The sequence below is a fragment of the Paenibacillus sp. An7 genome, from assembly GCF_009870785.1.
Classification (GTDB): domain Bacteria; phylum Bacillota; class Bacilli; order Paenibacillales; family Paenibacillaceae; genus Paenibacillus.
Genome location: NZ_WTWX01000015.1, coordinates 52,283 through 78,068, shown reverse-complemented (window position 1 = coordinate 78,068; position 25,786 = coordinate 52,283). Strand labels below are relative to the sequence as shown.

24 protein-coding genes and 1 other annotated feature are annotated in these 25,786 nt (G+C 40.1%); of the genes, 18 read left to right on the top strand and 6 right to left on the bottom strand.

The annotated features are described in order from the left end of the window. Positions 1–248: 248 nt before the first annotated feature. On the bottom strand, positions 249–1,610 hold the full coding sequence (locus tag GQY27_RS15915) for a sodium-dependent transporter (RefSeq protein ID WP_160036172.1): 1,362 nt from the start codon (positions 1,608–1,610) through the stop codon (positions 249–251). Between the two features lie 83 nt (positions 1,611–1,693). Further along, positions 1,694–1,927 (bottom strand) — a binding site (T-box leader). 159 nt (positions 1,928–2,086) lie between these two features. On the opposite strand from GQY27_RS15915, the gene GQY27_RS15910 reads away from it, so the two are divergent. Further along, the gene (locus GQY27_RS15910) at positions 2,087–2,701 is read left to right on the top strand and encodes a YdhK family protein (RefSeq protein ID WP_160036170.1); all 615 of its coding nucleotides are present in this window, start codon (positions 2,087–2,089) and stop codon (positions 2,699–2,701) included. A gap of 258 nt (positions 2,702–2,959) precedes the next feature. After that, positions 2,960–3,289, top strand: coding sequence for an RNA polymerase sigma factor (locus GQY27_RS15905; protein WP_160036168.1), 330 nt, complete (start codon positions 2,960–2,962; stop codon positions 3,287–3,289). A 40-nt stretch (positions 3,290–3,329) separates the two neighbouring features. On the opposite strand, the gene GQY27_RS15900 is transcribed toward GQY27_RS15905, so the two are convergent. Continuing rightward, complete coding sequence (locus GQY27_RS15900) at positions 3,330–4,238, bottom strand: LysR family transcriptional regulator (RefSeq protein ID WP_160036166.1); 909 nt, start codon at positions 4,236–4,238, stop codon at positions 3,330–3,332. A gap of 325 nt (positions 4,239–4,563) precedes the next feature. On the opposite strand from GQY27_RS15900, the gene GQY27_RS15895 reads away from it, so the two are divergent. The 7 genes from GQY27_RS15895 (at position 4,564) to GQY27_RS15865 (ending at position 13,212) form a co-directional block, all read left to right on the top strand. Continuing rightward, positions 4,564–5,241, top strand: coding sequence for an HAD family hydrolase (locus tag GQY27_RS15895; protein WP_160036164.1), 678 nt, complete (start codon positions 4,564–4,566; stop codon positions 5,239–5,241). Positions 5,242–5,541: 300 nt separating this feature from the next. Then, complete coding sequence (locus GQY27_RS15890) at positions 5,542–6,567, top strand: glycoside hydrolase family 53 protein (RefSeq protein ID WP_442950915.1); 1,026 nt, start codon at positions 5,542–5,544, stop codon at positions 6,565–6,567. A 254-nt stretch (positions 6,568–6,821) separates the two neighbouring features. Further along, positions 6,822–7,301 (top strand): macro domain-containing protein, encoded by a 480-nt coding sequence (locus tag GQY27_RS15885; protein WP_160036160.1) that lies wholly within the window; start codon positions 6,822–6,824, stop codon positions 7,299–7,301. 312 nt (positions 7,302–7,613) lie between these two features. After that, positions 7,614–8,357, top strand: a complete 744-nt coding sequence (locus GQY27_RS15880; protein ID WP_160036158.1) for a LytR/AlgR family response regulator transcription factor — start codon at positions 7,614–7,616, stop codon at positions 8,355–8,357. Between the two features lie 4 nt (positions 8,358–8,361). Continuing rightward, entirely contained in the window at positions 8,362–9,666 is a 1,305-nt protein-coding gene (locus tag GQY27_RS15875) for a sensor histidine kinase (protein WP_160036156.1), read from the top strand. A 160-nt stretch (positions 9,667–9,826) separates the two neighbouring features. After that, entirely contained in the window at positions 9,827–11,899 is a 2,073-nt protein-coding gene (locus GQY27_RS15870; protein WP_160036188.1) for a serine hydrolase domain-containing protein, read from the top strand. A gap of 137 nt (positions 11,900–12,036) precedes the next feature. Then, entirely contained in the window at positions 12,037–13,212 is a 1,176-nt protein-coding gene (locus GQY27_RS15865) for an alanyl-tRNA editing protein (protein ID WP_160036154.1), read from the top strand. A gap of 278 nt (positions 13,213–13,490) precedes the next feature. On the opposite strand, the gene GQY27_RS15860 is transcribed toward GQY27_RS15865, so the two are convergent. Further along, positions 13,491–14,243, bottom strand: a complete 753-nt coding sequence (locus GQY27_RS15860) for a DeoR/GlpR family DNA-binding transcription regulator (protein WP_160036152.1) — start codon at positions 14,241–14,243, stop codon at positions 13,491–13,493. 243 nt (positions 14,244–14,486) lie between these two features. Between GQY27_RS15860 and GQY27_RS15855 the strand changes: the two genes are divergently transcribed. From GQY27_RS15855 to GQY27_RS15845, 3 genes are all read left to right on the top strand, one after another. Next, the gene (locus GQY27_RS15855; protein ID WP_236570627.1) at positions 14,487–15,299 is read left to right on the top strand and encodes a class I SAM-dependent methyltransferase; all 813 of its coding nucleotides are present in this window, start codon (positions 14,487–14,489) and stop codon (positions 15,297–15,299) included. Between the two features lie 81 nt (positions 15,300–15,380). Then, the gene (locus GQY27_RS15850) at positions 15,381–15,839 is read left to right on the top strand and encodes a DUF5301 domain-containing protein (protein WP_160036150.1); all 459 of its coding nucleotides are present in this window, start codon (positions 15,381–15,383) and stop codon (positions 15,837–15,839) included. A gap of 26 nt (positions 15,840–15,865) precedes the next feature. After that, entirely contained in the window at positions 15,866–16,264 is a 399-nt protein-coding gene (locus GQY27_RS15845) for a DUF5412 domain-containing protein (RefSeq protein WP_442950914.1), read from the top strand. 48 nt (positions 16,265–16,312) lie between these two features. Here GQY27_RS15845 and GQY27_RS15840 read toward each other — a convergent pair whose 3' ends face one another. The 3 genes from GQY27_RS15840 to garR form a co-directional block, all read right to left on the bottom strand. After that, positions 16,313–17,632, bottom strand: a complete 1,320-nt coding sequence (locus GQY27_RS15840; RefSeq protein WP_160036148.1) for a gluconate:H+ symporter — start codon at positions 17,630–17,632, stop codon at positions 16,313–16,315. 157 nt (positions 17,633–17,789) lie between these two features. Then, positions 17,790–19,226, bottom strand: coding sequence for a four-carbon acid sugar kinase family protein (locus tag GQY27_RS15835; protein WP_160036146.1), 1,437 nt, complete (start codon positions 19,224–19,226; stop codon positions 17,790–17,792). Continuing rightward, positions 19,213–20,121, bottom strand: coding sequence for a 2-hydroxy-3-oxopropionate reductase (gene garR, locus GQY27_RS15830; protein ID WP_160036144.1), 909 nt, complete (start codon positions 20,119–20,121; stop codon positions 19,213–19,215). The genes GQY27_RS15835 and garR overlap by 14 nt, the downstream gene beginning before the upstream one ends. 328 nt (positions 20,122–20,449) lie before the next feature. On the opposite strand from garR, the gene GQY27_RS15825 reads away from it, so the two are divergent. From GQY27_RS15825 to GQY27_RS15800, 6 genes are all read left to right on the top strand, one after another. Further along, positions 20,450–21,094 (top strand): GntR family transcriptional regulator, encoded by a 645-nt coding sequence (locus GQY27_RS15825; RefSeq protein ID WP_160036142.1) that lies wholly within the window; start codon positions 20,450–20,452, stop codon positions 21,092–21,094. Between the two features lie 147 nt (positions 21,095–21,241). Further along, complete coding sequence (locus GQY27_RS15820) at positions 21,242–21,646, top strand: RDD family protein (RefSeq protein WP_160036140.1); 405 nt, start codon at positions 21,242–21,244, stop codon at positions 21,644–21,646. Positions 21,647–22,002: 356 nt separating this feature from the next. Next, positions 22,003–22,686, top strand: coding sequence for a YjjG family noncanonical pyrimidine nucleotidase (locus tag GQY27_RS15815; RefSeq protein WP_160036182.1), 684 nt, complete (start codon positions 22,003–22,005; stop codon positions 22,684–22,686). A 287-nt stretch (positions 22,687–22,973) separates the two neighbouring features. Then, a complete protein-coding gene (locus GQY27_RS15810; RefSeq protein WP_160036138.1) occupies positions 22,974–24,233 on the top strand; it encodes a M20/M25/M40 family metallo-hydrolase in 1,260 nt (419 codons plus the stop codon). A gap of 64 nt (positions 24,234–24,297) precedes the next feature. Beyond that, positions 24,298–25,092 carry a DUF3100 domain-containing protein gene (locus GQY27_RS15805; protein WP_160036136.1) on the top strand — a complete coding sequence of 265 codons (795 nt, stop codon included), beginning with the start codon at positions 24,298–24,300 and terminating at the stop codon, positions 25,090–25,092. After that, positions 25,092–25,574 carry a hypothetical protein gene (locus GQY27_RS15800; RefSeq protein WP_160036134.1) on the top strand — a complete coding sequence of 161 codons (483 nt, stop codon included), beginning with the start codon at positions 25,092–25,094 and terminating at the stop codon, positions 25,572–25,574. Before GQY27_RS15805 ends, GQY27_RS15800 begins: the two co-directional genes overlap by 1 nt. Positions 25,575–25,786 lie beyond the last annotated feature (212 nt).

The window sequence follows — 25,786 nt, the reverse complement described above, 5'->3', positions numbered from 1 at the left end:
TACTTTCTACAAGAAGAGGATATTTTCATTTACACAAAATTCTTGACGCTACCTTTTATTGTAATATCGTTCTTTTATAATGGTATCTTTGGTTTGTTAACTAGAGAGAGCATGTATGTAATTTTATTGTTAGGAAAAGAAACTTTATTAATAAATAAAGAAAAAGTGCGGAAGTAGGCAGGGTTGTTCTGCCTACATTCAGCACTTTCGCTTTTTACGATAACACTCCGGTAAGAGTAGGATTTATATTAAAAAATAAACATGAGCCTATCCAGAATACCTGTAATATCAAGAAAGACGATGATGATTACGATCGGAATAATATATCTCATAATAAAGAACCAAACTTGAAATGCTTTACCGCCTAAACGTGAATGTTGTAACAATTCTTCGCGGAGCGTGCTTTTCTTCAACTTCTGGGTCACGAAAATGGAGATTAAAAATACACCAAGCGGCATTAAAATATTACTAACTAAATAGTCCGCAGAATCAAATATCGTTTTTGAGAAGATCAAGAAATCGGACAGCACACTGTACGATAAAGCCGAAGGGACTCCTACGATTAGAATGAGAGCACCGATAAGATAGGTATACTTTGTTCTGTTTTCTTCCTTCCCTTTCACAACAGAGGCAACAATGATTTCTAACATGGAAAAGGCGGAAGTTAAGGTAGCAAATAAAAATAAGGCTAAGAAACCAATTAAGAACGCTTCTCCAAAAATAATCTGATCAAAAACCGCTGGTAAGACGACAAATAGGAGTCCTGGGCCCTCAGCCGGTTCTAAACCTAGAGAAAATACCGCTGGGAAAATGGCTAACCCTGCTAGTAACGCAATCAGTAAATTCATCGATACAATCGAAATGGCAGGCTGGATTAAGCTTTCTTTTTTAGACAGATATGAACTGTAGGTTACCATTACCGAGACGCCGACACTTAAGGAGAAGAATGCCTGTCCCATCGCGAAGAGAATACTCTCAGAAGTAATATTCGAGAAGTCAGGTGATAGAAAGAATTTCACACCTTCAACCGCGTTAGGCAGGGTAAGCGAACGAATGATCAGGATCAAGAATAATACAAATAAAGCAGGCATCAATATTTTACTAACTCTTTCGATGCCATTTTGTATTCCTTTTGCGACGACAAGAACAGTAAACGCGAGGAATACGAACTGAGCAGCGATAACGAGAGCAGGGTTCCCAATCGTCTGATTAAAAACAGAAGTATAATCTGCACCCTCGCTTATAATGCCGCCAAACAATCCTTTTACAAAATAGATCACGATCCAGCCGCCAATTACACTATAAAAAGATAATAATAGGAAACAAGTGAATACCCCTAATTTCCCAATCCAATGCCATTTCGTGTGGGGAGCGATACTACGATAGGCGCTGATGGCTTCTTTTTGTGTGCTGCGTCCAATCACAAACTCTGCTAACAATAAGGGGAAACCCATGAATAAAGAAAATAGAATGAAAAGAAGAAAAAATGCGCCTCCTCCGCTTATGCCCGTGACATAGGGGAGTTTCCATATGGCGCCTACCCCGATGGCTGACCCTGCTGCTGATAAAATAAAACCGATCTTCGATGACCACTGCTCAGATGTTTGCATGTTAATCCATCCAATCTATTGTTATTAGGTCCTCTACAGGTGTTAAAGTAGAAAACAAAAAAAGCCGCGTCTCTATCTTAAAAGATAGGGACGTGGCTTTTCACGCGGTACCACCCTAATTGGAAGCAAAACATCCTGCTTCCCACTCGAGAAAATAACGGTTTCCTCCGTTTTCACACTGCACTCTGACTTGTATAGTGCAGCATAAAAAAGCTCCAAGAATGAAATTCACCAAATCTATGTATCAGTTCCCACCAACCACTGATTCTCTGTAAACAGGGAGACCGGCTTAATAAAGTTCTCTTCGTTGCTTATGTCGTATTTATGATAATAGTCGAAATTATAGTATGGTAATTCCCAGCGGTCAAGTGTTTTTTGCTCCCCCTTGTGAGGTGAGCGTCTGTTTAATATATAACTAGGTGGGTAATTTCATTGTACGAGCATGAAAATACAGAAAGAATGAGGTATCAAATCAAATGAAAAAACAACTAGCTTTACTGAGTGCAGCAGCCATTATTGTCTTAGGTGGATGTGGAAGTGAATCGACTGAACAATCAGATCCAAACACGAATCAGACTCAAACGGAGCAAAGCGGGGCAGAGCAAAGTGTGACAGATCAGAACCAAGCAGAACAAAATATTACGGACGAAATGGATATGAATCATTCCAGTTCAGGAGAAGTACCCAATGGTTTAAAAGAAGCAGACAACCCAACCTATCCGGTTGGTAGTGAAGTCATCCTAAAATCGGACCACATGGAAGGTATGAATGGAGCAGAAGCAACGATTGTAGGTGCTTATGAAACCACTGCTTATGAAGTTTCTTATACCCCAGTTACAGGCGGAGAACCTGTGAAAAATCATAAATGGGTCGTTCATGAAGAAATTAAAGATATGACGAACCAAACGTTGAAAGATGGGACAGAAGTTACTTTAGAGGCAGATCACATGCCTGGTATGAAAGGTGCACCTGCAGTCATTGATTCTTCAGAGATGACTACTGTGTACATGGTAGACTATACGCCGACAACAGGTGGAGAGCCGGTAAAAAACCATAAATGGGTAACAGAAGAAGAGCTTTCTGCAAAATAAAGATAAAAAAATATTCTGTTATATTAAAAAGCAACCACTTTTTGGTTTCCAAATGCCAAATAGGAGGTTGTTTTTTTGTGTATGGAATAAAAAAATCTGATAGACTTCATCATCCTAATCAATAACTATTAGATGATTCCAAAAATTAATATATAAATTCCAATCGTTTTGCTGTTCTATACCGTCTTAGTAATGTGAGAATAGGATATACGATTTTTCTAGTACATAAATTTTCAAAAGAAGGAGGGACGATAAACGATGGAGGAAGCAATACATAATCGATCGAGAGCAACAGATGTTAATCTACTAGATGAAGAACATTTTAGTAGTTACCTATCTGGTCAGCAACAAAAACTCTATTCGGTCGCATACAGTTATATACGAAATGAAACAGACGCGATAGAAATCGTACAGGAAGCCACTTGCAAGGCTTGGATGAAGAGAAAGAAATTGAATAGAGAAGAATCGTTCACCCCCTGGCTCATTCGAATTATGATTAACTGCTGTATGGACGAGCTGAGAAGAAAAAACCGTTGTATTCCTCTTCTAAATAAAAAACAGTGGACTATGGCTATTTACATGCCGTAGAACACTGCTTTTTATTGCTTTTATAAACCATTCGAATGCATTATTCATCCGATTTACATTTGGAGAATGTCTCCTTAATCTCTTCGAAAAAAATATTGGCGGCCTTGGAAAACACTTGATGTTTCTTCCAAACGATATTTAATCCAGATTCAAGTCTTGGTTCTAAAGGTCTAAAACAAAGATTACTATCACTAGATGTATTTGCAATCTTATCAAGGGTAACTGCATAACCGATCCCTTCTTCAACCAGTATGGCAGCATTATAAACTAGGTTATATGTCGTAATCGTATTTAATTTATCGTAATCTTCCCCAAACCACTCAGAAAATTCATTCCTAGACAGTCCTGTTTTAATAGCTTGTCTTGATAAAAGGAGAGGAACGCCTATTAAATCCCTCTTTTGTATGCTTTCCTTTAGAGCCAGGGGGCTGTCTTTTCTCATAACAACTCCCCACACATCTTTTGCCGGGATGTTGATATAATTATATTTTGACAAATCGGCTGGTTGAATTAGAATTCCAAAATCAAGTAATCCCTTATCAAGTTGCTCTGTCACATCATCGGAGTTTCCACTATGAATGTGATATCGAATCGCTGGATATTTGATCTGCAAACTTTTTATGGTTTGCGCTATTAGTTTCATAGCCTCTGTTTCTCCGCCCCCTATGTATACATCTCCCCTAATCGTTTCTTCCATGGAATGAAATTCGTCTTCCACTTTAACGACCATATTTATGATTTCTTCTGCTCTTTTTCTTAGGATCATGCCTTCCTCTGTAAGATCAATATGGTGACTTTTACGAATAAATAATTTCTTTCCTAGCTCCTCTTCGAGCTCTTTCAATTGTCTTGACAAAGTGGGTTGTGTTACATGCAAAAAATGGGCTGCCGCTGTTATACTACCTTCTCTTGCTACAGTGAGAAAATAACGCAGAACTCTTAATTCCATATCCCATTCTCCTTTTTATATATTAGTATATATATTTATGAAATGCTTATAAAGCATATGTTGATATAAGATATAGGTAATTGCTATGAACGATAAACACACAAAAATATCTATCAAATGGATGTAGTAATTCTCCACATATATTTTTTGCTATTCATATTTTGGTGAGTGATAAAAATCAGCTTGTCATTTTGGAACGACAATGGTTAATCTTGAGAATTAATCGGACAAGAAGATCCTTTTATCATAGAATAATATAGAGGTCAGGACGCTTTCTAAGTCCGTAACGTATGCCATAAAATAAAGAGAAGAGGAGGAATTACGAATGAATTATAAGAATATATTATTTGATCTAGATGGAACTCTTACCGATCCGAAGATTGGAATTACAAAATCAATCAGCTATGCTCTAAACAAAATGGGAATAACGGTAGAAAGTTTGGATGAACTTGAGATATTTATAGGACCTCCGTTAGCTGTTACTTTCCAGGAATTTTATGGCTTTGATGAAGACAAGACGAATACCGCGATTGAATATTACCGGGAATATTTTAGTGTTACGGGTCTTTACGAAAACGAAGTGTATACCGGAATAAATGAGCTATTGGAGCTACTTACTAAGGATACGAGCAATCGTCTTTTTGTAGCTACTTCAAAACCGCAGGTTTTTGCCCAGCAGATCATAGATCACTTTGAACTTGGTTCGTACTTTGAATATGTTTGTGGCAGTGAACTTGATGGAACGAGATCAGCCAAAGCGGAAATCATCGGTTATCTACTGGAGAATTTTAATCTGAATCCGGAAGAAACCGTCATGATTGGTGACCGTAAATATGACATCATAGGAGCACAAAATCATGGAATTAACTCGATTGCTGTAGGTTATGGGTTTGGCAGCAGAGAGGAACTCACGGATATTCAGCCTACGTATCTAGCGCAGAACATTCAAGAACTTACTGAACTTCTCAGCGCAGATCAAATGTCACATAGCCAAAAAAGATAGTAGGGCATACCTTAAGGAATAATTACCTTTACGGTTACCTTTCAAAGCTTGACGACAGAACAGGCTCAAAAATGAAAATAAATGGATCGTTTAGAACATATTAATCTGATCAACAAAAGAGCAAAAACCTCGAAATTTGAGGTTTTTTGTTGTAAAAAGATTCAAAATCTTAAGAATACATCCTAGAAAGTAGTTTAGAAAACGCTTACAATTACTTTTGAAACCAAGTGTGGATGAAACAAGGTCCACCGAATAGGAGGATGAATGATGTTAAAGAAGAAAACATTAGGGAGGAAATTAATGACCGTATTACTCAGCGTATCTATGCTGCTATTGACGCTAGGTTCGGTAGGCAACTCGCCTGTTGAGGCTGCACCTAGTTTTGCAAAAGGAGCTGATATAAGCTGGGTGGCAGGAATGGAAGCACAGGGATATAAGTGGAAAGACAAAAACGGTGTCACTCGAGATATACTGGAAATATTGAAAAATGATTATCAAATGAACTCCGTTCGTTTACGTGTATGGGTAAATCCAAACATGAGTGATTACGCAAACGGTTACATGAATGCAGAGAAAGCATCGGAACTAGCCTTACGTGCGAAAAAACTAGGTATGAGTGTTATGCTTACCCTGCATTACAGTGATTCTTGGGCAGATCCCGGACAGCAGAACAAACCTTATGCATGGCGCAATTATACATTTGAGCAGCTAATGGATGCGGTGTGGTCCCATACGGTGTACGTGATGAATACGATGAAGAGTAAAGGCGTTACACCGGATTGGGTACAGATCGGCAACGAGACAAATGATGGAATGCTCTGGAATGATGGAAAAGCATCAGTGAACATGAAAAATTACGCTTGGCTTGTGAATACAGGTCATAATGCAGTTAAATCAGTCAGCAGCAGTACGAAGACCATCGTCCATCTAGCAAATGGTGATAACGGCACGGTACTTGATTGGAATATTGGTGGACTTGTTACGAACGGAGCGAATTTTGATGCAGTTGGCCTATCTTTGTACCCGTCATCTACAGACTGGTCTAGCGCAGTAACAAAGACAGTAACAAACGCGAAACTTATGGTATCTAAATATGGGAAAGAAGTACTCATGTCCGAAATTGGAATGGACTACAATCAACCTGCTGAGGCTAAAAACTTTATTTCGAAAATAAAAACCGAGTTCCGCAATATCTCCGGTGGTAAAGGTTTAGGCGTATTCTACTGGGAACCGCAAGCTACACCTGGATATAACGGAGGATACAATAAAGGAGCTTGGCAAGCGGATGGTAAACCAACCATCGCATTAGATGGATTCCTGAATTAATAGTACACTACTATTTTTCAAATCGTTAAAATAGACAGAAAGAGCCGCGAATAGACGCGGTTCTTTTTGTTATCAAGCAAGTGAAACCGGCTTGTACTCAAGTCGATCGTATAAAGTGCAAGAATTTCATAGATATAATGATAAATCATAGGCTATAATTAGCCAAAGGGATTATTCCTCTTACTGCATATCAATAAAGGCCAGATCGCTTGAGGAAACGGCTAAACTAACTAGACATAGAGGGGGGATCATGGTTGGTTGAGATTGTAAGAGGCGATATTGCTTATGCTGGGGAGGATATCATTGGCCATTTGGTGACTTGTAAGGGAATTATGGGAGGCAGTATTGCAAAACAGATTAAAGTAGAATACCCAGAAGCTTATTCTTCCTACATTACACTGACCAATAGTGAGATTTCACTATTAGGACAAGTTCAATTTATTCAGACCAAAGGAAAGTTTATCGCGAATCTCTTTGGACAGAAATATTATAAAAGAGGTATATTACGTAAGAAGCAATCGTGTAATAAAAAAGCGTTAGAAAGAGCATTAGTGGAACTACGCCACTTTGCTGAGTCTCATCAATATTCTATCGCTTTACCTTATCGTATGAGCTTTAATCGGACGGGTACGGAGTACCGAGATATCCTTACTATAATTCACCGGGTGTTCGCTGATTATCCGGTCACTCTATATTCTATTATTGATCTAGAAAATAACAGTGAGGAAGAGTGAATTTATAGATATGCTTCTCAGCAAGCTGGCTTACATACATACATATAGCTTCTTTCATCTTATGTTCCTTCATGAAGCCGTCATTATGACGGTTTTTGTTGTTTTTAATATTTGTAATGTTTGAATGCGATAAAAGGTTTAAATAGTTGATGGTAGTATTTCAGACCATTTATATATAATGTAGCAAGGAAGAAGAAAATGTTGGATTAATGGAAATCTGTACCATTGATTTTTACTGTGGATAAAGATGGTTAGAAGGTGTCTTTAAGAAGCTTAGAAAAATCGAAAATTCGAGCGGTAAGGAGCGGTCAAATGTATAGGATTGCCATATGTGATGACGATGAGCAGCAGAGAAAACAGGTCAGGCGGATGCTGATCACTTTATCTGTAAAAACCGGGGTTGAATTTGAGTTGATCGAGTTTACATCCGGCGAACAGTTGATTGCACATTATGAGAATCAAGAAGCACCTTTTCATATTCTTGTCCTAGACATTGAGATGAGTGGACTGAACGGTATTCAGACTGCGCAGAAGCTAAGAGCGATGAAACGGAATCACGAACAGATTGTGTTCCTGACCAGTTATGCTGAATATATGCTGGAGAGCTTTGATGTGGTCACCTTTCAATACTTAATTAAGCCAGTCGAACCGGAAATCTTCGAGATGAAGATGCGGAAGCTGTGCGAGTATTTTCAGGAACGTGATCAGACGATTCTGATTATCAAATCGGCGTATGACGAGATTGTGCTGCGGCAAGATGATGTTATCGCGATCGAAGCAGTTAAGAGTTTGACGGTGAAAAGCAAGTTGAAGTTCACGACAGTAGGTGCCGTTTACGATGATGGCCGTGGTTTGATCTCAAGCTATGCGAAGGAACTGAAAAATAGCAGATTCTTGCAGATTCACCGCTCTATTCTGATTAATCTGCTCCACGTACATAAATTTTCCAGCAACAAAGTGGTGATGTCGAACGGTATGGAACTGCCGATTGGGCGGTCCAAGATCAAAGAAGTTAAGGATGTCTGTACTAAATTTATGGTCATGAAGGGGGAGTGAGACGATGAATCTCATTCTTCTGCCGCTAAATATAGGTGTCGCGCTGGTCATGGCCGTACAAGTGAACTTTTACTTTAATTCCGTTTTGGGCAAGGAGAATAGCAAAGCAGAAAAATGGATGTATATTCTTGCATTCCTCATCTTAAATATGGTGTATTTGACTGTTTATTTTTCATCGCTATGGTCCTCGTTAATTGCGCTGGCAGTCATCTTTTGTCTATCAATTGGGTATGAAGCTAGCATTCGTCTGAAAATCGTGTTTTCCGTCCTTTATGCGGTACTGCTTACACTAGTGAATAACATCTGCTTGTTTATGCTGGATCCTTCCATTACCGTAGGGACAGAAAATTCAATTTTCACCATGGAGTCAGGTCAAGTGTTATTTGCTTCAAGCCTTCTGCTTAGTTGCACAGTTATGTTCGCAGTCATTCAGGTTATTCGGTTTTTCACTAAACGCAGAAGTTATCCGCTGCAATTCCGCTACTTCCTGCTGTTTCTCATCGTGCCGATTATTAGTGCTTACCAGGTGAACGTGCTGACTATTTACAGCGAGAAAAATGTTCATTATTTTCTGTCGGTGTCCGGTTTCATTGTTCTGAATGTTCTGGTTGTCTATATTCTCGATACGGTGATTGCCAGATTTCAACTTCAACACGAGAATGCTCAGCTTCAGCATCAGATGGATTACCAAGATGCCAATTATGAAAAGACGGTACACAGCTTCAAAAAAATCAAAGGCATGATTCACGATACGAACCAACATTTTCTGTATGTGAACGAATGCATTGAACGGGGGAGGACAGCCGAAGCGAGTGAGCATATCCGGATGACGCTGAACATGATCGAACATGCCTATCCCAAGGTGAACACTGGCAATTTGGCGATTGACGCGTTGGTGACCAATGCTCTGCACATAGGACAGGCTAACGGGATAAGAATGGATACGGAGCTTCTTTTATACGACCGGGAACTCAAGATCAAACGTTATGATTTGTGCGTGGTTCTCGGCAACATGCTGGATAATGCGATTGAGGCTTCGAAAAAAGTAAATGTGACCACCGACCGGTATATCCACGTACACATCCGTTCGAGCGAAACAGCACTTTTCCTCCGGATTCGCAATCATGTAGACCGAAAGGTGGCTGATTTGCACAGCCGGAAAGCGAGCCCGGATCACCATGGTTTTGGACTGACAAACATAAAGCGTATCTGCGATAAATACGGTGGTCATATGACAATTGAGACTGGACCTATCACCTTTGATAATATGGTCGTATTACCATTTGGTACTAAGAATTCTCAGGCATAATAATGCCAATCGGGGATTCTTTTTTTCGTTTCAGGACATTTTCGGCTTTTCTCCCCCTTTCCCTTGTATGGTGAAGTCAGAACAATAATCCGAAACAGAAAAAGGGAGGAGTAAGATGAATAAAATGAATAAGAAGTGTAACATGAATAAGATAAATAAAATGAAACGGTTGAGCATTACAGTGATGGCTGCGCTGCTTCTGGTGTTACCGGCGGTGACAGAAGGAAAGGCGCAGGCTAATAGCGGCCCAGTGACAGAGGACTTAGTCGGGACGAAAGCACTCGAAATGGCAGAGACGCTCATCGACAGCTATGGTGCCAGCGGTGTCCAGTACGCAATCCGAAATGCGGGTAAAGTCGTACTCTCGGGAGGTCTCGGAGTGAATGAGACAGGAAAAGAAGTGCCTGTTACGAAGGATACGATGTTTGGTATCGGCTCCGTTAGCAAAATGTACGTGACCGCCGCAACCATGATGCTTGTCGACGCTGGTAAAGTGGATATTGATCAGCCATTATTGAAATATATCCCCGAGTTCAAAATGGCTGATGAAAGATACAAGCAAATCACACCACGTATGCTGATGAATCACTCGGCGGGACTCTATGGCTCCCATTACAAAAACAGCATGCTGTTTGATGATAATGATACGGTGAATCACGACAGTCTGCTTGAAAACCTTCGCTCTGAGCGGCTAAAATCAGATCCCGGCGAGTATTCCGTCTACGCTAATGACGGATTTCAATTGCTGGAGATACTGGTTGAACGGGTGAGCAGCATGAGTTACAGTGAGTTTCTGGCCCAAGGCATCCGTAGTCCGCTGGAGCTGACTTCTACGTATACACCGCTTGATGATTTTGATCGCAGCCGCCTTTCCCCCGTTCGTTTCCCTGGCTTTGAAGGAGAACTTCCATCAGAGACTGTTAATGTAATCGGAACCGGCGGTATCTATTCGACTGCGGAAGAATTGACACTATTTTCGGAAGTGCTGACGGGCGAGCATCCCGATTTGCTGTCTGAAGCGTCGGTTTCTGCTATGCAGCAGCCTGAATATCGCAAAGGCGTCTGGGTTAGTGATGAGTCGAACATCTTCGGGTATGGACTCGGCTGGGATTCGGTTGATCTAGCTCCTTTCGATGATTACGGCATCAAGGCATTGACCAAAGGTGGAGACACCGTGATGTATCATTCAGCACTCATCGCCCTGCCGGAGAAAGATATCTCGATTGCGCTGCTTACCTCGGGCGGTTCTTCCATTCTAAATACGGCTGCGGCAACCAATATTCTACTGGCGTATTTGAAGGAGATTGGGGACATAGCGAAGATTCAGCCAGACAAGACCTTTAAGGATACCGTCAAAAAAGATATGCCGTACAGCCTGAAGGCATACTCCGGCTTATATGGATCAGCGGGCTCAACACTTAAAATCACGGTCAGCGATGGGAAAGTAGATCTTCCTGACATGATGGACGGATTGATTCCTGCACAAACTTATGTATATACCGGTGACCACGAATTTACCGGTAAGGATGGAATCACAGTTATCAGTTTTAATGAAGAGAAAAACGGACACACGTATGTTAGAGTTAAGAGTTACCTGGACTTTCCCGGCATAGGGCAGTCAGTGATTGCCTATTATGAGTGGCAAAAATTATCTGTGAACCAGTTAAGTAGTGCAGTTGCGAGTACCTGGAAGGAGCGAAACGAGAAGACGTATTACGCGGTAGATGAGAAGATTAATTCTTTGTTCTACCTATCTCCCGCGCTCCTTATGAAAAAGATTACGTTTGATAAGCAAACCGGCTATGCAAACGGAACGAAAATCACGGATAACAACCATGCGATAAATGTCATCGAAATCCCGGTTATGAACGGTCGGGATGTCACCGATCTGACCTTCTTTCAAAAAGAGGACATCGAATACTTGCACGCTGACGGCCGGACCTATGTCAGCGAGGCAGCTGTGAAGAAAGTCTACACAGGTCCATCATCTGTTATCAGCATTCCGGATTCAGGCAATGCAAGATGGTTCAAGATCGGCGAGGGCGCAGCAGACCGAACCATGACGGGTGATCTGCCTCAAGGCGGAGGCTTTGCCGTCTACGACGAGAACGGTGTACCGGTGAATGTTTCGGCTGCTACGGGTAGCCGCACTGCTGTTCTGCCGAAGAATGGTTTGATTGTATTCGGCGGCCGAGCGGGCGATGTATTTCAGATTACGCTGGGGTCTAAGTAATTCAAATGGTAGGCATCTTGGTAGAGAACTTTAATTCAATTAGGATGAGCAGGCGCTTCGGCGCTTGCTTTTTTTTGACTGTATACACAAACAACTATAATATAAAAACATGAATTACATAGGAGAGGAATTATACCATGACTAAAAAGATGTACTACGATTCTGCTTATCAGACGGAATGGGAGACAAATATAATAGAAGTAGTGGAGAGAGAAGATGGTTATGATGTCGTTTTAGAAGAGACGGCTTTCTATCCGCACGGTGGTGGACAACCCTGTGACACAGGCTACATTCAGGGCATTCCAGTTCTAGATGTCGTAACTCATGGAGATCGTGTCTTACATAAGCTTGAGAGAGTTCCTGAGGATCGTGCAGTATCATGTAAGATCGATTGGGAGCGAAGATTTGATCATATGCAGCAGCATAGTGGTCAGCATTTACTCTCGGCAGTATGTCTGGACTTGTATGAAATAAAGACCCTAAGCTTCCATTTAGGTGTTGATTATTGCACGATTGACGTGGAGGTACCTGAACTGAAGGCTGATCAGCTTGAGACCATTGAGCGCGAGGTGAATCGTCACATCTACCTCAATCATCCAATTCTCTCTTATTGGGTGGATGAGACAGAAGTGAAATCAATCAACCTAGTGAAACAGCCTACCGTGAATGATGATATTCGAATTGTAGAAATCAAAGATGTGGAATACAACGCATGCGGTGGAACACATGTCTCGTCAACGGGCGAAATCGGTATCATTAAGCTGCTCAAAATGGAAAAACAGAAGGGTAACACTCGTATTTATTTTAAATGCGGATATAGGGCGCTAGAAGAGTTTAATGAATCACAGCAGATCCTCGGAGCCTTGTCCTCCCGATTCAAAACAGCGAAGGATGAGATTCTTCACCGAATTGAGAAATGGGAGCAAGAGCAAAAACAGCTGCAAGCGGAGCTTACTCTGCTTAAAGAACAAAATAACGAGTATCTTGCAGCGCAATTACTAAATAACCAAGACGGAAATCTCATTGCAGAGATCTTTGAAGATAGAACAGTTAAAGATCTGCAAAGCTTGGCAAGTACACTTTCCGCTCGCAGTCACGCTGCGATATTGCTGGCAACCAAGGCAGAGAATAAAGTTGTCTTGTCACAGAATAAGGAAGCAGGTCATTCCTGCGGGGCATTTTTCAAAACTCACTTAGGAACTTATAACGGAAAAGGCGGAGGCAGTGACATCCTGGCTCAGGCAGGATTCTCAACTTGGGAGGATGCGCAAGCATTTTATGATTATTCCTCTCAGACCCTTAAAGAACAGTAGAAAAGCAGAAGAACAGGATGAGCCTAGCTGGGCTTGTCCTTTTTAGGATACTGCCCATTACTATCGAATTAGGTGAATAGCACAAATAAGAATGAGGAATGGAGCAATTTCTATAAAGGATATATGGCCAAAAATCTGTTTTGGTTTCTTTGCCCATGTGATAGTCAATTTCATTATGAAGGAACCCCTGAAGTGTAACATCCTATAATAGAATAAGAGACAAGCCGTAGTCTCATGACTTCGGCTTGTCTCATTACGCTATTTTACAAAAAAAGTGGTTAATAGATGAGTTCAATCTCATGTTCTTGAAATAATTGTTTCCATGGGTCCGAAGGCTCTTGGTCCGTAATGACGACATCAATGTTGTCAAAATGAGACAAATGAACAAAAGCGGTTCGATCAAACTTAGTATGATCAGCCAGGAGAATAACTTGCTCCGCTTGTTGAATCATTTTCCGCTTAAGCTCACACTCTGCTTCATTAGAATCCATTATACCGTGATCAAGAGATAATGCTTTACAGCTCATAATAAACTTGTCTACATGATATTTACGGGCTGTCTCATGCGCCACGGTTCCCACTAATGACATAGAAGGAGCTCTTAGTGTACCTCCAGTAGAAATAATCTGGTGACCTGAAGCAGCAAATTCCTGGAGTATAATTGAACTTGTAATTACGGTTAGACCTTGGCGCATATTAAGTATTTTCAGTAATTCGATAGAACTTGTACTTGGATCCATCATTAATGTGTCACCATTATGAATATAAGAAAGCGCTTTCTGTGCAATTTCTTGTTTAATATGCAAATTGGTAGCATGACGTGTGTAGAAGGGGAGATCTTCATTGGAATGCCGGTTCATAATCGCTCCGCCATAGGTCCGGGTCAGTACTCCTTCTTTCTCCAGTTTCTCTAAATCTCGCCGTATGGTCTCTTCGGTGACTTGAAATTTGTGGCTAAGTTCGGATACGAGTACTCGTTTATCCTTGTTGGCAATGTCGATGATCATCTGGCGTCTTTCAGCTGCGAGCATACGAACTCCTTTCTGTGTCGAGGCAATATTTGTATAATTATTATAATTTGAAATTAAGAAAAAGTATAGAAATCACCTGATTTTAGACTGATATGTGTTAACTGCGTAAATAAATCTTGATGTTTTGAACTAAGATTCAGAAGGTTTGAAATGGTGTATAAGCTCTATATGCTTTTCAAATCAGAAATTTTCATGTACATTAAAGAAGAATACTTGAAAATAAGGAAATTAGAGGAAAATAAAATGAATCATAATGTAGATTTCTTAACGAAAGAACCTATGACAATGGATAACCTTGAAGAGTACGATCATCCTGCTCTATATGACGCGGAGAATGAAGGATTTGATAGTGATTTTGCTTTTATTGAGAAATGGGCAGCACTCATGGGAGGCACGGTTATAGACCTGGCTTGCGGAACCGGTAGAACAACGATCCCTCTAGCAGAGCGGGGATACCCTATGATTGGAATTGATTTTCATGAAGGTATGCTTGAACATGCTAGACATAAGTCTGCACAAGAGCATACGGATATTCGTTGGGAACTGCAAAATTGTGAGGAACTGAACCTTGATGTGAAAAGTTCGCTTATATTTATGGTAGGTAATGGTTTTCAACATTTTCTAACGAACGAAGCGCAAGATAAACTGCTTGATTCCGTATGTAAGCACCTTAAGGAAAGCGGTATTTTTATATTCAACACGCGTTTCCCTAACAAAGAAGAGTTGCTTGCATCAGCAGAAGAGGAATACTGGAAGACTTATAAAGACGAACAGGGTAAAGAGATTGATGTATATACGAAAAGTGATTATGATGCGCTGACGCAAGTACAAGAGTATGAAATATCTCGCAGGTTAAAACGAGAAGATGGAACAGTGCAGTCTGTTCATCAAAGCGGTATTAAGCTTCGCTATACGTATCCGATGGAAATGGAAAGAACGTTGGCGAGACATGGGCTTAAGGTTATTGAATTGTATGGAGACTGGGAAGAGAATCCTCCCGCGGATTCGAAACCGGAACTCATATATGTCTGTCAGAAAGAAAAAGAATGTATGTAATAAGGAGGACCGAGAACCTTCTCGAAAGAGATATTTCTCGGTCTTTTTATAAGAAAACTTGCCTGCGAGAGGATGAAGAGTTTGAAGCAGAAGACATTCTTTATGATTTTTCTCTTTATCATCGTAAGCCTTGTTGGAGTGACGATCGGGGTGCAATACGCGCGTACTTTTACCTCTTTCCAGAATCTCGTCATGAAGCACATAAGCGATACAGATGAAGTGACATCTCTCCGAATTAGTTATTTACCACGGGATGAAGAGTGGATTGAAGTTACCGATCCGAATCAAATTCATGAGATAGTGGACGATTTAGCTGACATTCGGCTGATGAGAACAAAGGATATGCCATCCTTCGATTCCATGATTTACAGGATGGAGATTGTGGTTAACAAATCGGATTATAGATTTACTATTGTCTACGGAGCAGATAATTATCTATATATTCAAACTAGTGGTAAGCTCAAAGATCACAAATCTTATTCTCAGGGTTATAGAATCATAAGTGATTATGATCCAGCGGAAGTATTGTCTCATCAATAATAAGATATATAGGAAGAGGAGGAAAGATGATGGATAATGAGTCAATAGAAATAAAGAAGATCAGAAAAAAGACGCTTCGCATGATTACAATTGTTGGTTTAGCCTGTATGAGTGTCTTAGGCTATGCTGTCTATTGGGCGTTGTTCGATACGAATCGATTACCAAAAGGAGAGTATCTTACAGAAGTGACCTCACCAGACGGAGCCTATACATTAAAAGCTTACCGTATAAATGGAGGAGCCACCACATCCTTTGCGATCCGAGGGGAGCTAGTCATGAACGACCAGAAAGGCAATTCCAAAACGATCTATTGGAATTATCGCGAAGATAACGCAGCTGTAAAATGGATTGACAGCGACACGGTACATATTAATGGGCACACTCTAAACGTGCCTAATGAGAAATTCGATTTTAGAACGCAATAAAATACATACAAAAAAGGCACTGCTCCGAGGGAACAGTGCCTTTTCAAGTTAAATAAATAGATCCATAATGAGGACACCAGCAAGTCCTACTAACGAAATAATAGTTACCATGACAGACCAGGTTTTAATGGTTTTACCGATACTAAGGTTAAAGTACTCTTTGTAAATCCAGAAACCTGCATCATTTACGTGTGAGAAGGTAACACTTCCTGCACCAGCAGCAAGTACCATAAGCTCTGGGCTAACGCCAGTAGCTGCAACAAGAGGTGCAGCAATACCAGCAGCTGTCATACCTGCTACTGTAGCAGAACCTACCGCAATTCTTAGAATAGCTGCGATCAGCCAGGTAAGAAGAAGTGGAGAGAGGCTCGAACCCGACATAAGATCGGATATATACTGATCAATATGGCTGTCAACCAGCACTTGTTTGAACGCACCGCCTCCTGCAATAATGAGGAGGATCATGCCGATACCGCTTACAGATTCACTAAGAGAATGCATAACTTCCGGCATTTTTTTACCTAGATTTAAACCGAACGTGAAGATCGCGACAATAACGGAGATTAATAGAGCTACATTCGCGTTACCGATAAAATTAGTGATGGGTGCAATTGCTGAACCCGGTGCAACAAGTTCAACCACCGTTTGCAGTGCGATTAAAATCACGGGTAGCAGAGCAGTGAAAAGACTGATTCCGAATTTAGGAAGTTCTTCTTCTTTAAATTCTTTTGGATTAAATAAGCCTTTTGGAATTTCAATTTCTAAAGATTCTTTTTTGAATAACTTAGTATACACAGGGCCTGCAAGAATAAAGGCGGGAATAGCAATGATGATTCCAAGAATCATGGTTAGCCCGATATTAGCTTCAAACACATTGGCAACGGCTGTTGGACCAGGGTGCGGGGGTACAAAACCATGCATCGTAATTAGGGCAGCGATTACAGGCATCCCCAGATAAAGCACAGGAACTCTAGCTGCAATAGCAATCGTAAATACTAATGGAATCAAGACAACAACGCCTGTTTCAAAGAATAAAGCGATTCCAACAATAGCAGCTGTAAAGACAGCCGCAAGCTGAGTTCTCTTTTCTCCGAAAGCACTAATCATTGTTGTAGCAATACGCTGCGCACCGCCTGAATCCGTCATTAACTTCCCAAGAATCCCCCCAAAGATAATAATCATGGTGAGATGCCCAAGTGTTCCTCCCAGCCCAGATTCAATAGATCCTATGGCCTCGGTCGGTGTCATGCCTTCTAGCATGGCAACCGCTAGAGAAACAATAATTAGAGATAAGAAAGCGTTTAACTTACAAACCATCATTAATACTAATAATAGTACAACCCCAATAGTAACAGATATAATCGGCATTTGTTTTTCCTTCTTTCCATTATCACTTCATTATAGAAGACCACTTCCATAAGGAGTGCACTCACATAGTAACTTTAAAATGAATAAACACGTTTTCATGAAAAAGTATTGCTGCGTTACACTCCTTACTTCCGGGCACAGTTACAAATAAGACAGATTACTTTTTGCTTAACATTTCAACAACTTCTCTTAAATCCGTTTTCGTACCTACGTTTCCAGGGAAGATAACATAGGAGATTCCAGGGAATTTACTTTCATTGTCTGTAGTCCAGACAGGAATTCCCGGACGAATTTGACCTGCTACTGTCGCTCTTTTTACTTCAAGACCGTTTGTTCCAATGTCACTAGAGGTAATGCCGCCTTTAGCAATAATGTAAGAAGGTCTAACTTCTAACCGTTTCACGATACTTGTAACAGCATCTGAAATTTTTACGGAAAGTTTCAACTCTTCTTCTTGTTTGCCTTCTCCAAGATCTAAACGTTCTCTTCTTGTGTATACAGCAACATTGGTTCCATTTAGGATCAGTTTATTGGTTTCTTCAACAACTCGATCCAATTCTTTTTCGAATTTTTCTGGTTCTAATACAAGATGAACGTTAAATTCAATGAACTCAATGTCGTTTGATTTTTTCAGTTCCTCGAATTGTTCCGTCGTTTTCTTAACATGGGATCCGATAATAACGAGTCCGCCGTGGTTAGTAGAATCACTCATAATCTCATCACGAGAGAGCAGGGCTTTATCACTCACACCGCCGATGACTTTCGTAAGTGCTGCAGCACTTCTAAACAGGAAGTTCTTTCCTTTATTCATTGCTCGAATGAGGGCTATAGTAAAGACTTTTACATCAGAATAGTCGACCGCATTTACAATTACTTTATTAAAATCTTCCACTTTCAGCAGCTGCTGTTCAATCGTTTCGATATCCACTGCGCGCAGGCTGTCCAGCGAAATATAAGTCATATGTTCAGCTTTATATTCACCGTTCGATTTTTCTTCAGCCCATTCGCCTAAATGGGATTTGGTATAACCAAAGGTGCGGTCTTTCGCAAATTCAGTTTCCCCGGCAGGAACGAGCTCCGTATCGTATTGAACATAGTGAATATTATCAATGGTGTAACGGCCGCCTTCTTTAAAGAAAGGAAGGATGATCTCACCATCAAATTTCATATCCGAATCCGCTTCCACCGTTTCTTTCAACACTTGTGTTTCCAGTGGGTAGTGTCCGCGTAATGTGGAATCTCCACGGCTGATGATGGTAAATTCACGATTACTTTTCTTCGCAGCTTCTACGATATTTGCAGCAATTTCTTGATGCGCCTTTGTTGTTTCAGCTGCCGTAAATCCACGTGAATTCGTTAAGATAAAGAACATGGAGTTCTCTTCCTGAAAACCTTTTTCGATACTTTCCAAAGACCAATCCGTATAAACGGAAATGCCGTGTACGGTTTGAACACCCGTTGGGTCATCGTCGAGAACAATGATTTTTTTATTGAAATTGGATAACTCATTTTTAATGGTTTCATTCACAAGCGTTGTATCAAAAGAAGGGATTTTGCTGAAGACTTCTTCCACTAATCTTTTATTTGTGCTCATTGCTAGAACCCCCAACTTCGACATTTGCGAGTTTTTCGTAGTACTGTACGATACCGCCGTGGTCATCCATCAGTTTGCCGTCAACTTTCAAGGCATGGAAGATTTCTAAAAGGTGGCTGGATAGAGGAAGAGGTACGCCAATTTCATGCGCAGTATCCATTACATTCGTAATATCTTTCATATTGATGGCAATCGTGCCGCCTGGAGCAAAGTTTCTGTCCAAGATTAAAGGAACTTTAGCATCGAGGACTGCACTTCCTGCTAGTCCGCCACGGATAGCTTGGTACATTTTCTCAATATCAATCCCTGCTTTTGCAGCTAGTACAAGAGCTTCTGACATCGCAGCAATGTTAAGGTTAACAATGATTTGGTTTGCAAGTTTCGCAGTAACACCGCATCCGCTGTCTCCGACGAGAGTAACAGCGCTACCCATATCAAATAGAACTGATTTTGCTGCTTCGAATACGCTTTCTTTACCACCGACCATAATAGCTAATGTTCCATCAATCGCTTTAGGTTCACCGCCGCTGACTGGTGCATCTAAGAAACCGACGCCTTTTTGGGCTGCTTCTTCAGCAAGTGCTTTGGTAACAGCAGGAGTAATAGAGCTCATATCAATAATAATAGAACCTTCTTTAGCTCCAGCTAAAATTCCGTTCTCACCGAGTACAACAGATTGTACATGTTTTGAAGCAGGAAGCATGGTGATGATGATTTCACTGTTTTCCGCAACTTCTTTTGGTGTACTTGCAGTGAGTGCACCCGCTTTTACTAATGTTTGAACCGCTTCTTGATTGAGATCATTTACCGTTAGTGTGTGTCCGGCTTTAATAAGGTTTAAGGCCATTGGTTTCCCCATAATACCTAGTCCGATAAATCCAACTTTTTTTGTCATGATTTTTTCCTCCTATTTAGTAGTTTTATGTAAGGCCTGGTATGACCTTGATTTGGTTCTTGCCCATGTACTTCACTATAATCAGTCATTCGCTTATCGTTATCAGATCAGTGATTCTGTAGAAAGTAAAAAGGCAACCGCTTACAATCTTGTTTTCGTTATTATTGTATACTACATAAACAAATTTGTATACAATTCATTATAATTTTGTATACAAAAAGGTGTTAGTTGTACACTGTCATAAATTTATCGTATGATATATTTTCATTGCCATTTTTATATAAAAGATTTTTCAGTGGTAATTTGGTAATATGAGTAATAACTTGTAATGTTAACGGAGGTGAAGTTAGTGCTTGAAGGTAACAACTCACGACCGGCGTATCATCAATGTTACGAAATTCTCCGTGATAAAATATTAACCGGTGAGCTTTCTAGCGGTACGAAGATCGTCGAAGAAAAACTCGCTGCCGAACTTGGTGTCAGCAGAACCCCCATAAGAGACTCTATACGTAAATTAGAAAATGAAGGTCTTATTGTTAAAAAGAAAGTAGTAAAGCCAACGGAGAAGGACTTGCGAAATATATTTAGTGTGAGAATCTTGCTGGAAGGATACTCAGCTCGGTGTGCGGCTATTTTCTTGAAAGAAAATGAAATTGAAAAACTGTACCAATATGTGGAGGTTGGCAGAAAAGGAACGAAAGAAGAGATTATGTCTGCCAATGAAGATTTTCATAATGATATTGTGAGAGCAAGCAATAATCCGTTGATGATTGATATCATTGACCGGATGCAGGCTATCATTTACTTACTCAGAAAAACCGTTGTTATCTATAATCGGCCTCATCTCATTGATGAACATGAAGAAATATATGAGGCAATCAAGATGAGAGATGGAGAAAAAGCGGAAGAATTGATGAAAAAACACTTAGAAAATGACTTGAACTTTTATCTGCATGTCATGAGTAATGACTAGTGTTTTCATTCTAATCGTATGAAAATCATCTCACATCACTTTAAGTGAAAAATGTTTTTCTTTCCATTTTCGTAACTGATTCATATTACATGTCGTTATTACCTACATATGAATACAGGTAACTGAATACGAATAGGTGGTGACGGTATGGTAAGTGAACCAGCTGGTTTTTGGTCGCGTTTCTTTGCGGGGCTGCTTGATGGGATCATCGTAGGTCTCCCGTTGTACATTTTGTCTAATATCCTGACGGGATCTACAGACGACAATTGGGTGACGCAGCTGCTTCTTTTCCTTTATTCGCTGCTTCTCCCTGTCTTTTGGGGAGGATGCACGATCGGGAAACGACTATGTGGTATCAAAATACAAAAGGTATCAGACGAGGGCCCACCAGGGATTGGAACGATGCTGCTGCGCAATCTGGTAGCAAGCTTCGTATATGGAATTACGCTCGGCATAGGCTGGATTATCAGCTTGTTTATGGTCGTATTTAGAGAAGATAAACGTGCTATTCACGATTTTATTGCAGGGACAGAAGTAGTTCAATTTAAATAAGACTGAATAAGAACTAAATAAGAACTAAGGAATCAGGACCGTTGGGATTTTCTCAATGTCCTGATTTTTTTGTTTTCTCCTATAAGAATGGTTATCAGAAAGGGGACTTTGAAGAAAAACATATTCAGGTTTACATAATTATAATTATGTAAACCTGTATCATAGTAAATAATTCTAACTAATCTAATAAGGCTATTTAGGTTTACAATGAAAGCTACTCTATACTGGTAGAGACTAATTTTTAGAATATCATTCGTTTTCATAAAATGGCATATGTCCTTTCTCCTCAATACAAGGTATTATTTAATAGATATCAAATCATTGCTGTAAATATATTAAGAAAGAGATGACCTATGATGAGTACATATAAGACGTTGTTTTTTGATGTAGATGACACGTTGCTTGATTTTGGTGCGGCAGAGAACAATGCCCTTCAGCTGTTATGTAAAGATATGAAGCTTCCTTTCACACCTGAAATAGAAGCCAGTTACAGAAAGATTAATAAGCAATTATGGAGAGCTTTTGAAGAAGGAACAATTAGTAGAGATGAAGTGTTACATACTCGATTTTCGCTTTTCTTTAAAGAATGGGGACTTGAAGCGGATGGTATTCAGTTAGAACAAACCTACCGTACCTATCTTGAACAAGGACATATGCTGATGGATGGAGCCATGGAATTAGTAACAGAGCTGCAACATCGATATGATCTTTATATCGTAACCAATGGAGTTTCAAGAACGCAAGATATCCGGTTACGAAGTTCAGGTCTGTATCCACATATGAAACAGATTTTCGTATCCGAAGATACCGGTTATCAGAAGCCGATGAAAGAGTTTTTTGATTATGTATTTGATCGAATCCCTGATTTTCAACCTTCTACCGCATTAATTATTGGCGATTCGCTAAGTGCAGATATTAAAGGGGGACAGCTTGCTGGTTTAGATACCTGTTGGTTTAATCCGAAAGGGCTCGTTAATTCTACAGATATCATCCCCACTTATGAAATATCAGATTTACATCAGTTACATAGCATATTATGAAAAAATACGATTTGAACTGGGGAAACCACATTGTCTATTTACAATGTGGTTTCTTCTTTTTTTATAAAAACACTCAACCTATAGGATGAAATATTCAATGTTTCGACTCTATAAAAATCCTCACAATACCCCAATTTATTAACATAATGTTCGGGAATAAAGCAAAATTCGACATAAAAATCCTAAAAACGTTGACAATATTCTGCTTTTTACTTATGATGAGGTTGTTCTTTTGACATGTATATAAATTTAATTAAATATAAACCGACCTAACTGGGGGACACAGCATGAGTACTTTCACAAAACAGTATGAAGAAATCAAACAAATTGCTAACCGGATTTTCGACAATCCTGAATTAGGTTACAAGGAACATAAAACACACCAAACGGTTCTAGAATTTTTACTTGAAGTTAATCCTGAGCTTACATATGAGGTATTCTGTGGGACAGGGATTATGACGACACTCGGGACAGGTAAATCGCTGAACCTTGGATTTATAGCTGAACTCGATGCAGTTTATGCACCGTCTCATTTTCATGCCGATCAGGAAACGGGTGCAGCACATAACTGCGGACATTACACACAAGTAGCAATAGCCCTCGCACTGTATAAGCACTATTTTACGACGAAAGCATATGAAGATTTAGATTTTGCTCTTACCTTTATTTTTGTTCCTGCAGAAGAATATCTTGATTTACCATATCGTGATGGACTGAAAGCGAAAGGGGAAATAACCTACTACGGCGGTAAGCCTGAAGCGATGAAACGCGGCATATTTGACGATATTGACCTCGGAGTATGTGTTCATTCGATGGGTGGAGAATATCCGAAACGTACGATTGAAATCAATTGTGATCTAGCAGGTTTCCTGTATAAGAAGTATACATTTAAAGGTCGTGCATCTCATGCCGGTTTTGATCCATCTTCAGGTACAAATGCGTATAGCATGTCGACTTTATTTAATGTAGCGCTTGGTATGCAAAGACAGCATTTTAAAGATGCAGAAAAAGTGAGAATGAACCCCATTGTGATGCAGTCGGATATGTCAACGAATGTAATCCCTAACCAAATCACGGTCGGAACGGATCTGCGTACACAGTCTGTTGAATATATGAAGGAAGTAGCTAAACAGATGGATCAGGCCGCAAAAGGAAGTGCCATTGCTATGGGCGGAGAGGTTGAAGCTTCTACACAGATGGGCTATCTGCCTTTTGTACAAGATCGTTATCTTTCTGAATTTGCACTGGCTGCCTATAAAGAGAATGAAGCTATTGAAGAAATACTGGAAGACAACGCGATTAGTGCAGCAGGGGATATTGGAGATTTATCCTTCATGATGCCTTGCATTCAGATTGGCTACAGTGGTTTTACAGGTACGATTCATGGTGATGATTTCAAAGATATTGATCCGGAATTCATTTATGAAATCTTCCCTAGATACTTGACAGAAGTCTTTAACAAAATGAACGGCCAACTCGACAAATCTAGAATCTACCGCCGTACGTTCGCTGAGTATGAAGCGCTTCTGACTTCCATTACGGAGTAATCTTTTATCCACTAAATAGATCAATGAGACAACAAAGAATATACAGAAATGAGGATTTTGGTTCATGAAATCAAAAGGACATCTTGTTTATCTTATCTTATTTGCTTTATTTCTCATTACAGCAGCAGAATGGATTGGAACCCAGTCCATACCGATCGGTAACATTACCATTAACTTGCTTCCTCTGGTGTTTGCTATTCTAATTGCTATGATTCTAGGAACTGCTATCTTTAGACGCGGTATTATGAAAAAGGTGTACAGTAAAGAAAACGTGAACTTTGCAAGTAAATATCTAATTTACATCATGTTACCTCTTATGGCGCGTTACGGAGCGGATGTTGCTCCTAAACTAAGAGAAATTCTTGATGTTGGCTGGGTCTTCTTGCTGCAAGAGATCGGTAACCTCGGAACTGTACTGCTTGGTCTTCCAGTGGCAATTCTACTGGGTCTTCGCAGAGAAGCAATTGGAGCTACCCTGGGGCTTGGACGTGAAGGTGAACTTGCTTATATCTCTGAGAAATATACACTCGATTCCAGTGAGGGACGCGGGGTATTATCACTGTATATTATAGGTACACTTTTTGGAACTTTGTTCTTTAGTATTATTGCACCTGTTCTTCACGCTTTAGGTTTCTCTATTGAAGCACTGGCGATGTCTTCTGGAGTAGGTTCATCTAGTATGATGGTGGGAGCTTCTTCATCTCTAATCGCCTTAGCTCCAGATCAAGCTGACGTCATCAACAGTTATGCTGCAGCGAGTCAGCTACTGACAAGTTTCCTTGGAACGTACACTATGGTGTTTTTGGCTGTTCCGTTGCAACGTTTTATGTATAATCTGTTTACTGGAGGTAAAAGGTAATGGTACTAGATAAAAAACATTGGATGAAAGCAGGACTTGTACTTTTGCTAAGTGTCTCGCTTATCCTATTTACAGATATTATGAAACAACTTCGGATCGGTGAGGGCGTTACCGTCTCATGGCATACGATTGGCGGACTGGCTGTATTATGGCTGTTCTCGATGATCGGGATCTTAATTTCTTCTTTAATGAAGAAAGTGCCTGTGAAAGTGCTGCAAGAGTTCCCTGTACTTGGCTGGGTATCGATTACATCACTCATATTCTGCCTTAGTTCTGATGTGTTTGTAGAAGCTATTCAAGCGGTTAACTTCTTATCGATTACTACACCTATTTTGGCTTTCGCTGGGATCTCCGTAGTAGATCGTCTGTCAGATCTTCGTAAAACATCTTGGCGTGTTGCTATTGTTGCATTATTCGTATTTACCGGCACATACCTTGGCAGTGCCATATTATCTGAAATTGGTCTTTCGTTAACTCGTTAGTAATTATAATTTCACTTATGCAAATACTATACAAAAGAATGGAGAATAACCTATTCATATGAATAGGTTATTTCTTTTATTTCGGATAATAAGACAGTGAGTCTCAGATAACCGATTTCACACAGGTATAATCAATCAAATTCATGTATATAATTGCAAGATGTCATCTTTGTAATATATCTTGACATGAAAAAATCATTTTTATACTATAA

Bases quoted from the DNA above. Each gene is read 5' to 3' on its own strand.
- GQY27_RS15805 (WP_160036136.1), top strand. From the start codon at position 24,298: ATGAAATCAAAAGGACATCTTGTTTATCTTATCTTATTTGCTTTATTT.
- GQY27_RS15860 (WP_160036152.1), bottom strand. From the start codon at position 14,243: ATGCTCGCAGCTGAAAGACGCCAGATGATCATCGACATTGCCAACAAG.
- GQY27_RS15815 (WP_160036182.1), top strand. From the start codon at position 22,003: ATGAGTACATATAAGACGTTGTTTTTTGATGTAGATGACACGTTGCTT.
- GQY27_RS15855 (WP_236570627.1), top strand. From the start codon at position 14,487: ATGAATCATAATGTAGATTTCTTAACGAAAGAACCTATGACAATGGAT.
- GQY27_RS15915 (WP_160036172.1), bottom strand. From the start codon at position 1,610: ATGCAAACATCTGAGCAGTGGTCATCGAAGATCGGTTTTATTTTATCA.
- garR (WP_160036144.1), bottom strand. From the start codon at position 20,121: ATGACAAAAAAAGTTGGATTTATCGGACTAGGTATTATGGGGAAACCA.
- GQY27_RS15910 (WP_160036170.1), top strand. From the start codon at position 2,087: ATGAAAAAACAACTAGCTTTACTGAGTGCAGCAGCCATTATTGTCTTA.
- GQY27_RS15900 (WP_160036166.1), bottom strand. From the start codon at position 4,238: ATGGAATTAAGAGTTCTGCGTTATTTTCTCACTGTAGCAAGAGAAGGT.
- GQY27_RS15840 (WP_160036148.1), bottom strand. From the start codon at position 17,632: ATGCCGATTATATCTGTTACTATTGGGGTTGTACTATTATTAGTATTA.
- GQY27_RS15875 (WP_160036156.1), top strand. From the start codon at position 8,362: ATGAATCTCATTCTTCTGCCGCTAAATATAGGTGTCGCGCTGGTCATG.
- GQY27_RS15895 (WP_160036164.1), top strand. From the start codon at position 4,564: ATGAATTATAAGAATATATTATTTGATCTAGATGGAACTCTTACCGAT.
- GQY27_RS15845 (WP_442950914.1), top strand. From the start codon at position 15,866: ATGATGGATAATGAGTCAATAGAAATAAAGAAGATCAGAAAAAAGACG.
- GQY27_RS15835 (WP_160036146.1), bottom strand. From the start codon at position 19,226: ATGAGCACAAATAAAAGATTAGTGGAAGAAGTCTTCAGCAAAATCCCT.
- GQY27_RS15890 (WP_442950915.1), top strand. From the start codon at position 5,542: ATGACCGTATTACTCAGCGTATCTATGCTGCTATTGACGCTAGGTTCG.
- GQY27_RS15870 (WP_160036188.1), top strand. From the start codon at position 9,827: ATGAAACGGTTGAGCATTACAGTGATGGCTGCGCTGCTTCTGGTGTTA.
- GQY27_RS15820 (WP_160036140.1), top strand. From the start codon at position 21,242: ATGGTAAGTGAACCAGCTGGTTTTTGGTCGCGTTTCTTTGCGGGGCTG.
- GQY27_RS15800 (WP_160036134.1), top strand. From the start codon at position 25,092: ATGGTACTAGATAAAAAACATTGGATGAAAGCAGGACTTGTACTTTTG.
- GQY27_RS15810 (WP_160036138.1), top strand. From the start codon at position 22,974: ATGAGTACTTTCACAAAACAGTATGAAGAAATCAAACAAATTGCTAAC.
- GQY27_RS15880 (WP_160036158.1), top strand. From the start codon at position 7,614: ATGTATAGGATTGCCATATGTGATGACGATGAGCAGCAGAGAAAACAG.
- GQY27_RS15905 (WP_160036168.1), top strand. From the start codon at position 2,960: ATGGAGGAAGCAATACATAATCGATCGAGAGCAACAGATGTTAATCTA.
- GQY27_RS15825 (WP_160036142.1), top strand. From the start codon at position 20,450: ATGTTAACGGAGGTGAAGTTAGTGCTTGAAGGTAACAACTCACGACCG.
- GQY27_RS15865 (WP_160036154.1), top strand. From the start codon at position 12,037: ATGACTAAAAAGATGTACTACGATTCTGCTTATCAGACGGAATGGGAG.